This is a genomic window from Actinoplanes awajinensis subsp. mycoplanecinus, assembly GCF_001509495.1.
GTDB lineage: Bacteria > Actinomycetota > Actinomycetes > Mycobacteriales > Micromonosporaceae > Actinoplanes > Actinoplanes palleronii.
In genome coordinates, this window is record NZ_LLZH01000223.1 from 71,440 (window position 1) to 84,377 (window position 12,938).

At 65.8% G+C, this 12,938-nt stretch carries 9 protein-coding genes, 1 tRNA gene and 2 pseudogenes; 10 read left to right on the forward strand and 2 right to left on the reverse strand.

Annotated elements, in window-relative coordinates; translation table 11 throughout:
- Positions 1–50: 50 nt before the first annotated feature.
- The 3 genes and pseudogenes from ADL15_RS22680 to ADL15_RS22690 form a co-directional block, all read left to right on the forward strand.
- Positions 51–124 (forward strand) — tRNA-Pro (locus ADL15_RS22680).
- Between the two features lie 97 nt (positions 125–221).
- Positions 222–1,265 (forward strand): annotated as a pseudogene (locus ADL15_RS55545) (polyketide synthase dehydratase domain-containing protein); the annotation flags it as partial.
- Between the two features lie 68 nt (positions 1,266–1,333).
- Positions 1,334–1,792 (forward strand): annotated as a pseudogene (locus ADL15_RS22690) (ATP-binding protein); the annotation flags it as partial.
- 300 nt (positions 1,793–2,092) lie between these two features.
- On the opposite strand, the gene ADL15_RS55550 reads toward ADL15_RS22690, so the two are convergent.
- On the reverse strand, positions 2,093–2,287 hold the full coding sequence (locus ADL15_RS55550; RefSeq protein WP_067694633.1) for a hypothetical protein: 195 nt from the start codon (positions 2,285–2,287) through the stop codon (positions 2,093–2,095).
- Between the two features lie 182 nt (positions 2,288–2,469).
- On the opposite strand from ADL15_RS55550, the gene ADL15_RS55555 reads away from it, so the two are divergent.
- From ADL15_RS55555 to ADL15_RS22730, 6 genes are all read left to right on the forward strand, one after another.
- The gene (locus ADL15_RS55555) at positions 2,470–2,937 is read left to right on the forward strand and encodes a GGDEF domain-containing protein (RefSeq protein WP_067694637.1); all 468 of its coding nucleotides are present in this window, start codon (positions 2,470–2,472) and stop codon (positions 2,935–2,937) included.
- A 155-nt stretch (positions 2,938–3,092) separates the two neighbouring features.
- The gene (locus tag ADL15_RS22710; RefSeq protein ID WP_067694640.1) at positions 3,093–4,604 is read left to right on the forward strand and encodes an ATP-binding protein; all 1,512 of its coding nucleotides are present in this window, start codon (positions 3,093–3,095) and stop codon (positions 4,602–4,604) included.
- Entirely contained in the window at positions 4,601–6,814 is a 2,214-nt protein-coding gene (locus ADL15_RS22715; RefSeq protein ID WP_067694643.1) for a Z1 domain-containing protein, read from the forward strand. Before ADL15_RS22710 ends, ADL15_RS22715 begins: the two co-directional genes overlap by 4 nt.
- Positions 6,811–7,773: a PD-(D/E)XK motif protein gene (locus ADL15_RS22720; RefSeq protein ID WP_067694646.1), complete on the forward strand. Its 963-nt coding sequence runs from the start codon at positions 6,811–6,813 to the stop codon at positions 7,771–7,773. Before ADL15_RS22715 ends, ADL15_RS22720 begins: the two co-directional genes overlap by 4 nt.
- A 271-nt stretch (positions 7,774–8,044) precedes the next feature.
- A complete protein-coding gene (locus ADL15_RS22725; protein WP_067694697.1) occupies positions 8,045–9,307 on the forward strand; it encodes a DNA cytosine methyltransferase in 1,263 nt (420 codons plus the stop codon).
- Between the two features lie 230 nt (positions 9,308–9,537).
- Positions 9,538–11,160 carry an N-6 DNA methylase gene (locus ADL15_RS22730; RefSeq protein WP_232344286.1) on the forward strand — a complete coding sequence of 541 codons (1,623 nt, stop codon included), beginning with the start codon at positions 9,538–9,540 and terminating at the stop codon, positions 11,158–11,160.
- Here ADL15_RS22730 and ADL15_RS22735 read toward each other — a convergent pair.
- Positions 11,137–12,297, reverse strand: coding sequence for a restriction endonuclease, SacI family (locus ADL15_RS22735; RefSeq protein WP_067694652.1), 1,161 nt, complete (start codon positions 12,295–12,297; stop codon positions 11,137–11,139). The genes ADL15_RS22730 and ADL15_RS22735 overlap by 24 nt on opposite strands.
- 199 nt (positions 12,298–12,496) lie before the next feature.
- Between ADL15_RS22735 and ADL15_RS22740 the strand changes: the two genes are divergently transcribed.
- On the forward strand, positions 12,497–12,937 hold the full coding sequence (locus ADL15_RS22740; protein ID WP_269748369.1) for a very short patch repair endonuclease: 441 nt from the start codon (positions 12,497–12,499) through the stop codon (positions 12,935–12,937).
- The last annotated feature ends 1 nt before the right edge of the window (position 12,938 follow it).

Genomic DNA, 12,938 nt, shown 5'->3' on the forward strand with positions numbered 1-12,938 from the left:
GTTGGTAAGCTTTAGGAGATGTCGCGCGGGGCTGAGGTTCCGGGCGGGATCGGGCTGTAGCGCAGCTTGGTAGCGCACTTGACTGGGGGTCAAGGGGTCGCAGGTTCAAATCCTGTCAGCCCGACATCGAGAGGGTCTCTGCAGGTCAGAGGCCCTCTTTTGTTGTCTTGGTACGTCTTGCCGGGTCGAGCACGCCGCTTGTAGACCCCTTGACTCGGCAGGTGACCAGAGATGCCCCTATTCAACCTCAGCTCCCTCCTCAAAGGCCTGGAGGGAACCGACTGGGCGAACTTCATCCGCGACTGGGACCGCACGCTTCGGGCCGCGAATCACCCGGAAACGACCCGATACAACTATCTTCTGGCCGCAACACAATTGGCCCGGTATCTGCGCTCACCGGAATCCGAGTACGCCGCCTCCGGCGCCGCGACCGACCCGACCGTGGTAAAGAAGCATCACGTCGAGATGTTCCAGTCCTGGATGATCGAGACCCGGTCTGCGCGCGGCGGCCGGCGACGTGGCCGCCGCCGACACCCGGCCGGCTCGACCACCCGCTGCTCGCCGCGGTCGTGCCGCTCGGCGACCGCGACGAGTGGATGTTCACCGGCCGGGTGTCGGCGCAGGCGCAGCCGTGGCTGGCCGACCACTCGGTGTTCGGCGCCGTGGTGATGCCCGGCGCCGCCCTGGTGGAGCTGGCCGCGGCGACCGGCGAGCAGCTCGGCGCGCCGGTGGTGGACGAGCTGGTGCTGCAGGCGCCACTGGTGCTGGCGGCCGACGAGGCCCGGCTGCTGCAGGTCCGGGTGGGCGAGGTCGACCCGGACGGCCGCCGCGAGGTGGCGATCTACTCCCGGCAGCCGCACGCCACGGTGGCCGACGCCTCCCGGGTCAGCTGTCACGCCCGCGGCTGGCTCGGCACGGCCCCGGCGGCGGCGCTGCCGTTCCCGCCGTCCTGGCCGCCCGCCGGCGCCACCCCGGTGCCGGTGGACGCCCTGTACGGGCGCCTGGCCGAGGCCGGATGCGAGTACGGGCCGATCTTCCAGGGCGTGCGGGCGGCGTGGCGCGACGGCGCCGACGTCTACACCGAGCTGACCGTGCCGGACGAGGCCGGCGCCGGTTTCGGTGTGCATCCGGCGCTGCTCGACGTGGCGCTGCACGGAGCCCTGCTCGACAAGCAGGCCGGATCGGCCACCGATCTGCCGTTCTCGTGGTCCGGCGTGCTGCTCGGCTCCGGGAGCGGCCGGGCGCGGGCGCGGATTTCCCGGGTGGACGACACCACCGTGAGGATCGACGTGGTGGACGACGCCGGCGCGCTCGTCGCCACCGTGGCGAAACGATCTTCCTCGGGCCGCCTGGCACCGGCAAGACGATGCTGGCCATCGGGCTGGGGATCCGGGCCTGCCAGGCCGGGCACCGGGTCGCGTTCGCCACCGCCTCCGACTGGGTCGCCCGGCTCGCGACCGCCCACCAGCAAGGCCGGCTCCAGGCCGAGATCACCAAACTCGGCCGCACCCCGCTGCTGATCGTGGACGAGGTCGGCTACATCCCGTTCGAACCCGAAGCCGCCATCCTGTTCTTCCAACTGGTCTCGGCCCGCTACGAACGCGCCAGCCTCATCGTCACCAGCAACAAACCCTTCGGCCGCTGGGGCGAGGTCTTCGGCGACGACGTCGTCGCCGCCATGATCGACCGGCTCGTGCACCACGCCGAGGTCGTCTCCCTCAAAGGCGACAGCTACCGGCTACGCAACCGCGGCGATCTGGGCCGGGTCCCCGCCGCCAAACACGACAACTGACCGGCCGCCCAGCTCAGAATGGGTGCACCGCAGCGGTCAACACGACCGGCACCCCGCTGCACCGCCGGACCGCCCGCAACCGGGTCACACCGTCATCGTCGAGCACCGGCACCGGATCACAGCCCTCGCCCGCAGGCAACGCATCCGCCCACGCCGTGAACACCCGCCGTCCCGGACCCGCATCCACCTCGCACAGTTCCGCGTGACCGATCAGCGCCCGTGACGTGACCGTCCAGATCAGCACCGGCAACTCACGGTGCTCCTCTGCGCGCGGCCGAGCAGAGCCACGAAGCCCGGCTGCTACACCTCGCGCACGGGCTTGCCCTGCGGGCGAACGGTGAGTGGCGGGCCGCCCGCCGCGAGTTCCGGGCCGCCGTGGAACTCGCCGTCCTGCGCTCGCAGCGGCTCCTCTTCCAGTACGAGCTGACGATCACGGCCGCGCTGGAGTTTCCCGGCGAGGTCACCCAGGCGGTGCTGGAGTCGCTGCGCAGTCACGTCGAGGCGCTGTGGCAGCTGCGGATGGACCGGCGCACGATGCTGCGACAGGCCTACCGCGCCGCCCGCACGACCGCCGACCTGGCCGCGGCCACGGACGCGCTGACCGGGCTCGGCAACCAGCGGATGTTCGACCGCCGGGTCACCACGGCCACGACCGGCGGTCGCTGCTGCTCATCGACGTGGACCACTTCAAGGCGATCAACGACCGTTACTCGCACGGCGTCGGCGACCGGGTGCCGGGCGAGATCGCCGCGGTGCTGCGCTCGCACTGCCGGCACGACGAGGTGGCGATCCGCTTCGGCGGCGACGAGTTCGCGGTGTTCCTGGCCGTCGGCGAGGAGGAGGCCCGCCAGATCGCGGAGCGGATCCGCCGGGTGATCCTGGCCCGGGACTGGAGCACGATCATGCCGGGCCTGACGGTGACGCTGAGCATGGGCCTGGCCGCGTGCCGGGCCGGGATCTTTACGACCGGGCGGACGCCCACCTCTACGTCTCCAAGCGCGGCGGCCGCAACCGGCTGGCCGCGGACGCCGCTGCCTGAACATCGCGTAGTGCGAGGGGAGGAACGTCTTGCTCCAGACGTGACCTATTCCCACGTCCGCGGTGTTCATCCGTTCAGCCGCTACCGACGCCCGGGGCCGTCCTAGAGACTGCCTTGGAAGTGGAATGACCCTATTGCAGTGCTGTTGGGGTCAAAGCGAGGGTCCTGCGGTGGGTTCGCCGTTGGGGGAGGGCGATTACAATTTCTATGGCTTCGGCAACCGTCTCTTCGGATAGCGTCTCAGTTCGCCCGGGAGTCGGCATGCTTGCCCTCTTCCCGTCGATGAAGTACAAGGCTTGGTACGCCTTGGGCGAGCTCGTTGACAACGCGATTCAGAGCTATCGAGCCAACAAGGACGCTCTCCAGAGTCTTTACCCGGCCTTCCGGTTGCGCATCGAGATCCAGGTCGTGAACGATTCGATCATTGTCCGGGACAATGCGGCCGGTATCCGAGCCGCCGACATCCCCCGAGCGTTCGCGCCAGCGCAGCCTCCGCCGGACCGAACTGGCCTGTCGCAGTTCGGTATCGGGATGAAGAGCGCTGCGTGCTGGTACGCCCGGAAGTTCACGGTGCAGACGTCTGCCCTCGGCGAGAGCACCCAACGAGTCGTGGAGATCGACATCCCGAAGATCCTCGAGACGCGAAGTGACGAGGTGCGGGTCGAGGTCTTTCCTGCTGATCCACGTACGCACGGGACGATTGTCACGCTCCACCATCTGAATCAGCCCACACCTACCGGACGCACGCTTGGCAAGATTCGAAGCTACCTCGGCAGCATCTATAGATCCTTTCTCCGTTCTGGAGAGATCGAGCTGATCGTGCACAACGAGGCCCTCGCGTATCGCGAGCCGACTATTCTCGCCGCTCCCCGCTGGGACACCCCGAAAGGGCCGGTGGAAGTCTGGAAGAAAGACATCGACGTGCTCCTGGGCTCTGGCCGCCAAATCACAGGCTGGGTCGCCATCCGGGAGAAGGGCTCGACGATTGAAGCGGGCCTCTCCCTGCTCTACCGGGGCAAAGTTGTGGTCGGCGCCGGAAGCATGGCGAAGGACACGGAGGGCAGCTATCGGCCGGACAGCATCTTCGGCCGGTCGAACTCCTTTGCCTATCAGCGCATCTTTGGCGAGCTCGACGTCTCCGAGCTGGGTGTTGCGTACTCAAAGGACGACGTCATCTGGGGCGGTGACGAGGATGCCTTTATCGAGTCACTGCATGATGCCCTCGACGCAGAGCCGCTTCCGTTGCTTCGTATGGCGAACGGCTTCCGGAAATCGGAGCACGGCCGCGAGGAGATCGACGTCGAGGCTGAGGTGCAGCGGGCGGTCAATGCCAGTGCTTCAGCTGCCGCGCAGTCCTTGACCGCACCATCCCAACGCGATGACATCGCCCGCCTCGACCTGCCGATGCAGCGCGCTGTGTCGAACGGCAATGAGCCCGACCGTCCGATCTCGGCCGAGATCGTCATCCCGCAGTCCTTCGGCGTCTCGGCACGATTCGAGGTCGTGAACGAGCCCTTTGACACCAGCCTGATCCGGATCGTCCGAGAGGACGGAACGGAGGTCATCAGGGTGAATCGGGCGGCGCCGTTCATGCGATCCTTCGCCAGTCTGCCGGACGGAGACATAGAGCCGATTCTGCGCCTGTGCCTCGCCGTCGCGCTCGCGGAGATCCAGGCACGCAATGCTCCCCAAGGCCGGGCTTCGACGCTGCGCACAGCGCTGAACAAGCTTCTTGAAGGCCCGCTTTCGCAAAGGATTCCGACCGCATTATGAGTAGCTATGTCAAGGCCATCGTGTCGTCCGATGACAATGGAGAGTTCCTCCCTGCCGTCGGTGAGCAGGCGCAACGGGTGCTCTCCGGGCTTCCGGAGGAGGCACAGCTAAGCATTCGCGAGGAATCGCTGCGTGTGCTCGCACGCTGCGGAAGCGCACGAGATGAGTGGTCCGCTGCTCAGCTGGTGGTGGGGGAGGTGCAGAGCGGCAAGACGCTGTCCTTCACCACCGTGATGGCTCTCGCCCGTGACAACGACTACCCGCTGATCGTCGTGCTCGCCGGGACCAAGAACAATCTACTCACGCAGACTGAGAAGCGGCTCAAGCGCGATCTCAATGTGTACGGTGACGGCGGCCTGAACCCGTGGCGGACGTGGACGAACCCTACCGCTGCGGATACCGACAGCCTGCTACGACTGCTGCAGGAGTGGTCCGACCCGGCGTTCTCGGCCGATGAGCGACAGACGGCCGTACTTTTCGTGCTCAAGCACGCAGGCCGTCTGGATGCGTTGACCAACCTGCTGAACGAGGTCTTCGACAAGCGCATGGCGCGTCCGGTGCGGGCGTTGGTCATCGACGATGAGGCCGACCAGGCGAGCTTGAACATCAAAGCGGCCAAGGGGCAGGAGAGCACCGTCTATGCCGCTGTGCAGGGAATGCGGGCTGCGCTGGCTCGCCACGTCTACTTGATGTACACGGCGACGCCGCAAGCGCCGTTGCTCATCTCGATTGCGGATGCCCTCTCCCCGGAGAAGGTGACCATGCTTGCCGCGGGTCACGACTACGTAGGCGGTGCGGATCTCTTCGCGGACCAGTCCTCACAGTTCGTGCGGCAGATCACCGAGCAGGACATGGTCGCGGCGCTCGACCCGTCCGCCGAGGCTGCGCCTCGATCGCTCGCCGATGCCCTGGCCTTCTGGGCGCTGGCGCTGGTGGTCGCTCAGCGGCGGAATGGCCCGCGGCCATTGGCGATGCTGGTGCACCCGGCATCAACGAAGGACCTGCACAAGAAGTACGACGAGTGGGTCAAGGCGATCCTCGACGACTGGCGTGAGGTGCTGCGCGACGAGGACGACGTTGCCTACGGTGAGCTGTTGGATGACACCTTCGTGCCGGCGTATGAGGACCTTGCGCGGACGGTGCCCGAGCTTCCGTCCTACCAGGAGGAGCCAACACACCTGAGAAGCATGTTGAGTACCGCTCGGGTGTATCTGAATCGGGTCGAGCAGCGCGTCGTCAACAGCGAGACAGCGGCGGAGATCCCCGAGGAGGAGTGGAAGACGTTCCCGGGCTGGATCGTGATCGGCGGGAACAAGCTGGACCGGGGCTTCACCGTGCAGAGCCTCGCGGTGACCTATATGCCGCGCGGCCCGGGTGTGGGCAATGCGGACACCATCCAGCAGCGAGGGAGGTTCTTCGGTTACAAGCGGCCGTATCTCGACCTGTTGCGTGGATGGTTCTCCGCCGACCTGGCCCGCATCTTCAAGCAATATGTCGAGCATGAGCATTCCATGCAGGCGCAGCTCCGCGAGGTTGACCAGAAGGGATCTTCACTCAAGGAATGGCGCCGGAAGCTGCTTCTCGACCCGGATCTGCGGCCGACCCGGCAACAGGTGATCACCCTCTCGTCGGAGACCGCGGTCGTCGGGAAGAGCAAGTTCCCGTTCCGCCAGGAAGATCTCTACTTTGAGGGCCTGGCCACCGACAACGCTGGCCTGCTGACTGAGGTCAGCAAGCTGTTGGAAAGGCTCGGATCGCCCGATCAGAGGGATCAGCGGCCTGGCCCGGAGCACGGCCGACACCACATCGCTCCCTGGAACTACGCAGAAGCCATGCAGCTCATCGAGGCCTGGGCGTGCTCGCCGGTGGAGCGCGAGCAGCTCGACCGTCTTCTCTTCCTCATCGCCGCGGTTCAGGACGGTGTAGTCGACAAGCCGCTCCAGGTGGTCGTCATGGGGATGGACAACCTCGAGCCCCGTAATCGATCACGCTCAGTGTCCAACTCACTCAGCATCTCTCGCCTTTTCCAGGGCCGTGCCTCGACGCAAGACAGGTACCCGGGCGATGAGGCGTTTCGTGAGCCGACCGCAATCACCGTGCAGGTTCATATGGTCGATCCGCAGGGCTCGGGCACCGGTCCCGTGCCGGCACTGGCCGTCGGCATTCCTGACGGGTGGGAGCGCCGTGTCTACTGGGAGCTTCCCAGATGATTGACGATGTCGCTCTGCGATCCGCCCTGCAGAAGGTTGATCCCGCCATTGCCCAGCAGACCGGTGGCGTGGTGCTTTCCATGCCCCTCGGTCGCAGTGGTTGCCGGATCGGGCGGGACGCTGAGGAACGGGTCATCCTTGTCGTCCCGGCCGCATCGCGGCACGCCCTGAGATTGCGCCGCCTGGAATACCGTCCTCGGGTTCTGCTGACGATGAGCGACGACAGCGGAGCGACTTGGCAGGAGACCACGGGGCTGGTGGCTTGTAACGTCGCCACAAATGCCGAGCAGCACGTACTTCTGGGAATTTTCACCCATCTCGTCAACGAGTTGGATCAAGGAGCTGATGTTGAAGCCATCGGGCGAGGGGTAGAAGCGCTCCGGTCGTTGTTCGCCGCGATGCGTAACGCCACGCAACGCGAGGAGATCGGCTTGTGGGGCGAGCTACTCGTTATCGCGCATGCCTCCGATCCGATCCTTCTTGCCGAGGCTTGGGGATCCGACCCGTTACGGGTATTCGACTTCGCGGTGGGGAACGACCGTTTAGAGGTCAAGACGACCGCCAGCGCATATCGCCAGCACATCTTCTCGCTGCCCCAGTTGGAGCAGTCGGCGACCTCGAATGTCGTGGTGGTCTCGATCGTGACTTCGGACGTGGGTTCCGGAACGAGTGTGCTCGACCTGTTGGACCGCATCGACCGCCGGCTCCGGGACCGGCCCGATCTGCGCCAGGCAGTCTTGCACCGAGCGGTGAATGTCGCGGGGGAGACGTTGAACTCGCCGCGCCGTTTCGACGAGACTCAGGCACTGATCACCGCCCGGATTCTGGACTTCTCCAGCGTGCCCCAGCCGCAGGTGCCCGACGGCATCGTGAACTTGAGCTGGACGGTGCGCCTGTCCTCAGATGTGGAGGACAGCGCGACGGCGATGAGCCCGTTGGCGAGGGCCTTCCGCGCTTGACAGAAGGCTCGCAGGCAACGGCAGGCTCGCCCGGGTGCTGACCTTCGTCGATCGCGGCACGTCGGCGCCGGCTAGCGAGGCCTTGCGGAGCCGTGGCGGCTTTCCGGCCACCGGGCGACACCGCGACTCTGGCCGCCGGAGACCCCGGCTAAGCTGCGATGCTCCGGCAGCCGTGACACGCGGGCGTCGTTGAGGCCTTGGTGCTTGACAGGGCATCCCCGGTGGCGTGAGCTCATGCCGTTAGCGCAGATTGTTCGAAAGGCGGTTCACGGTGCAGGGTCACCAAGGCTCGGTTCTCTCGCTCTTCACCGGGGCAGGAGGCCTGGATCTTGGCTTGGAAGCCGCGGGGTTCGAGACGAGAGCCTGTCTGGAGATCGACCCCTTCTGTGCCGAGACCCTGCAGAACAACAGGCCCGAGTGGGAGCAGCTTAAGTGCCGTGATGTGACCGTCGCCGCCGAGACAGTCAAGCCGAAGGACCTCGGGCTGAAGGTCGGCGACCTCGACTTAATTGCGGGTGGGCCGCCCTGCCAGCCGTTCTCCATGGCTGCGCAGTGGGCGAACACCGGCCGGCGGGGGATGGACGACGATCGGGCACAGACTGTCGTCGCGATGCTCGACCTGGTTGAGGTCTTTCAGCCCAGGGCGTTGCTCATCGAGAACGTTGCCGGATTTCTTCGCGGCGAGATCTCGGCCTCGCCGTTCATCCGCGAGCGTCTCGCTGAGATCAACGCAAAGCATGGCACCGCGTATAGCCTGCATGCGCAGATCATCGACTCGGCGGCCTACGGCGTACCGCAGCGTCGCAATCGGGTGATTGGCATCGCTACCCGCGACGGCAAGCTGATGGAGCTGCCGGTGCCGACCCACGCCGATGCGCCCATCCGGGCCTGGGACGCGATCGGGGACCTGGCGGAGGCCGACCTCCCGGTGCCCCAAGGCAACTGGGCCGGCCTGCTGCCGTCAATTCCTGAGGGCAGCAACTACCAGTACCTGACGGCCCGCGGCGGTGGCGAGGAGTTGTTCGGCTACCGAACCCGGTACTGGTCGTTCTTGCTGAAGCTCGCAAGGGACCAGCCGGCCTGGACGCTCGCCGCGAGCCCCGGCCCTTCGACAGGGCCTTTTCATTGGGACAACCGCCCGCTGACCGCTCGTGAGAGCCTCCGGCTGCAAAGCTTCCCGGACTCCTGGAACTTGGCCGGCCCCTTCCGGCAGCAGATCAAACAGGCAGGCAATGCCACGCCGCCACTGCTCGCCGAGGTCTTCGGGCGCGCACTGCTCACGCATCTGAACGGAGTGCCGGCGGACGTCCAGGAGCAGGTGAGGCCCACGCTGCTGCTCGGCCAGCTGGAGGGCCCGCTCCGCAAGCCCGCTGAGGTACTTCCCGTTCCGGAGCGGTACCACGACAAGAAGGGCGCAAAGAAGGCGCATCCGGGCACAGGCAAGGGCCCGAAGCCGCGAGAGGTCGCACCCAGCCAATCGCGGGCAGGCTTGGTCTCCAGCTCAGACGCTGTCCAGCAGGAGTTGGCCTGGTGAGGTTGACAGTCCCGCAGGGCGGGCGTGTGGATTGGTAACACCGACACGTGAGCTTTGCTAACAGATAGACGCACGGCCTTTTGCCTGGCACAGCGCCGAGGCGGATCCATCCTATTTGAGCATCACTGGGACAAATGCCCGGTCGAACCGCTGTTGGCCTGTCGATTATCCGTTGACACTGTTATTGCGTGACAGGTGCTTGCGGCGTGGCTGCCGTGTACTGTCGGCCTGTGAATGCCCATGATTTGGACACCGACGGCACGCTCATCTCGGCTGCCGAGGTGGCACGCCTTGCTGGCGTGACGCGTGCCGCGGTCTCCAACTGGAGGCGTCGTCACGCTGACTTTCCGGAAGCGGTCGGTGGTGGCCGCAATGCCTTGTTCGCGCTCTCCGAGGTCACTGGCTGGCTGGAGCGACAGCGGAAGAGCAGCGATGTCTCCGACGAGGTCCTTGTGTGGCAGACGCTTCGGGCTTCACGCGGCGACGACATGGTCGCCGGCATCGCCGAGGTTGCGGAGATGTTCCTTGACGGTGATCTGGATTGCTTCGATGAGTCGACCAGGCTGCGGCTTCGGCGCATGGCTGAGCAGTCGTCCCCGGCCGACGTCGTGTCAGGCCTTACCGACCGACTGGTGAGTTCGGGCGGGTCGCACACCACACGTCAACTCGCACGAGCTGTGGCCCGCATCGCGGGGAACTTCAGCGGGACGGTCTTCGACCCTGCATGCGGGCCGGGAGCGCTGCTGTTGGCGATGGAGCCCGCAGGCCCGGCCAAGCTGGTCGGGCAGGACATCAATCCCGCGGCTGTCCGACTCCTTCAAGCCAGGTGCGCTCTGCTCGGCCTCGATCTGGATGCCGAGGCCGCGGACTCCCTGCAGCGAGACGCTTGGCCGGAGGTTCGGGCGGAGCTGGTGGTCTGTGATCCCCCGGTCGGGCTGATCGACTGGGGGCGTGACGACCTACTGCTTGATGCGCGCTGGGAGTTCGGGCTCCCGACCAAGGCGGAAGGGGAGCTTGCTTGGCTGCAGCATTGCTATGCCCACGTCGCGCCCGGCGGACGAGTGGTGATGGTGATGCCGCCCTCTGTCGCCTATCGCAGGGCGGGTAAGCGCATTCGAGCGGAGTTGGTGCGGCGTGGAGTCCTGGAGCAGATCATCGCACTACCCGCGGGAATGGTCTCTTCGCATCAACAGCCGGTGCACGTCTGGGTGCTGGCCAAGCCGACGGGTCAGCAACGGTCCGCCGCGACCGTTCGCATGGTCGACCTGACCAACGGTGATCCGATGGATCTACCGGAGCTGGTTGCGGGTCGATCGGTGGACGTGCCCGTGATTGACCTGCTCGATGAGGCGGTCGACCTGACGCCCTCGGCTTACCTGACAAATCGTCAAGATGACCAAGCCATCCAATACTCCGATGCGCGGGAGTCATTGTTGGCGGCACTGGATCAAATTCGTGACCTTGTTCCAAGATTATCGCCCGGATCTGGGTCTATCGATGGTGGCGTGCTAAGACTCTCTGATCTGGCTCGCGCGGGAATCGTCGAGATAACGGATCGGACTGCGACCTCCGTCAGCGACCAACTCGACACCGACTTCTTGCGGGGATTCTTGCGCAGCAGCTCGAACATGTCCCGCTCGACCAGCGCTAGCGGTACCTACCGAGCTGATGTTCGGGGATCGCGTGTTCCGCAGATGGGCATCGACGAGCAGCGGCGGTACGCAGAGGCCTTCCGTGCGCTGGACAGCGCAGAGGCGGCTATGCGCGAGTTGAGCCGGATCGGTATGGATCTCATCAACCTGGCACGTGACGGTCTCACCTCGGGCGCGCTAAGCCCCGAACAGAGGAAGTAGTGCCTGCTCGGGCTTGCCTCCCGGATCCATGGAAAGCAGGCCACTCCATTGCTCATGGGCCGCGTCGTCGCAATGGAGCTCAGTCAGTCGCTGTGTGACAAGGTGGGGAAGCCGAGACAGGCATTCCTCGAGCGGGTATGACGACCACAGAACAGCGGCCTTCACGAGCGCTTGTGGGTCGGTGTAGACCTCCACGGTGACTTGATAGCGGTCAGCGGCCCTGGCCACGCCCTCGTCCAGCTCCATCCTTGACTGCCGGGTGGAGAGAGCCAAGTAAAGGCCCTTGCCGACGCCCCTTTTCGCCATTGTCTCGGCGAATTGCAGTATCTCCGGGGCGTTAACCGGCCTTGCCTTCACTGCGGCGGCCAGCGTCACTTGCACCTCGCCGCCCGGATCTCCCTGCCGAATGGGAGCGGCTGAGATCGCGAGGTCTCCGAGAGCGCAGGCGACAGGGGAGGTGTAATGGTCGAGGACTCGGCGCGGGAAGGCAAGGTCGAGGCATCCAGCGAGTAGCGCCTTTCCCCGGCGTCCCACTCCTGGGCCGGAGCTGATGAGCGCAGCGGCGGCACGCTCCAGGCCCCGCTGCGTGAGCGATGTCGGCATGGCGGTTGAACTGCCTCCGCGCCGGCTCAGCGCGAGGCGCACCCGCAGGAATGCCGCAAGCGCGAGAACCGCCTGCTCGGAGGAGAGGAGGTCGGCGTGCTCCAGAGACTCGACAAGGAAGTCGAGATCCGGCCGGTCCGGGCTGTTTGCCGGCACGAGGTCACGGTGGATCTCGTCCTTGCCGAAGAAGGGCTGGTTGTTGAAAGGCTCCGCGCCATGGGTCCGGATGTCGACGTCGCTCTCCGCGCAGAGCGGGACGAAGACCTCCTTCGCCAAGGACCTTGGCGAGTATCCGCGAGGCCCTGTGCCGGCTTTGAGTGCGAAGGCGTCGACGGCTGGGTTGGTAGCCTTGGCCAGAAGCACTGTCCCGAGGACAGGGGTATAAGTCCGATTGCGGGACTCGCCTGTCCTGGTGGCTCGCTGTGCCCATTGTGCAGGCACGGCCTCGTCGCTTTCGGCGATGCTGTGGGCGCGCCGAAATTGGGCACGCGCGACCCCTTTGGAGATTGCTAAGGGGTTCGTCTCCGCAGGCATTTGTTCCCTCACGCGAGCATCGGCCACTGTGGAATCACACAATAGTCTCTGGCTGCGCCTTAAACCAGCGCATAATGGATCTCTGGGGGTGCGCCATGCCGTATGGTAGGGCGCATTCTTGCGGATGGTAGACAGCCGATGGAGACAATCGCCGGGGAGTGCGTAGTGTCGCAGACAGCGGATCAGGAGCCGGAGGCTCCTGGAGCTCCCCACCCCACCAAGCGCGAGCACTCCGGCGGCCCGGAAGGTGATGCAGGGCAATCGGCGTCGAGACACCCGCCCCGAGCTGGCGGTACGACGCGAGGCGCACCGCCGGGGATTGCGCTACCGCGTGGATGTTCAACCTGTTGCGTGGCTTCGCCATCGCGCTGACCTCGTGTTTCCCCGCGACAAGATTGCGGTTTTCGTCGACGGCTGCTTCTGGCACGGCTGTCCGGAGCACTGCAAGTCGCCGTCCACGAACTCGGGATACTGGTCGGTCAAGGTCGCCCGGAACGTGCTGCGTGACCGGGACACCGATGCTCGGCTCACCGACGAGGGCTGGCGGGTGATTCGCTCTTGGGAACACGAGCCGGCTCGGCAAGTGGTGGATCGCTTGATCGCGGCCAGAGAGCGGGGGATGGGCACGTCTCCGCAGTGAT

Excerpts from the sequence above, each read along its gene's own strand:
- ADL15_RS22710 (WP_067694640.1), top strand. The coding sequence starts at position 3,093 with ATGCTTGCCCTCTTCCCGTCGATGAAGTACAAGGCTTGGTACGCCTTG.
- ADL15_RS22715 (WP_067694643.1), top strand. The coding sequence starts at position 4,601 with ATGAGTAGCTATGTCAAGGCCATCGTGTCGTCCGATGACAATGGAGAG.
- ADL15_RS22720 (WP_067694646.1), top strand. The coding sequence starts at position 6,811 with ATGATTGACGATGTCGCTCTGCGATCCGCCCTGCAGAAGGTTGATCCC.
- ADL15_RS22735 (WP_067694652.1), bottom strand. The coding sequence starts at position 12,297 with ATGCCTGCGGAGACGAACCCCTTAGCAATCTCCAAAGGGGTCGCGCGT.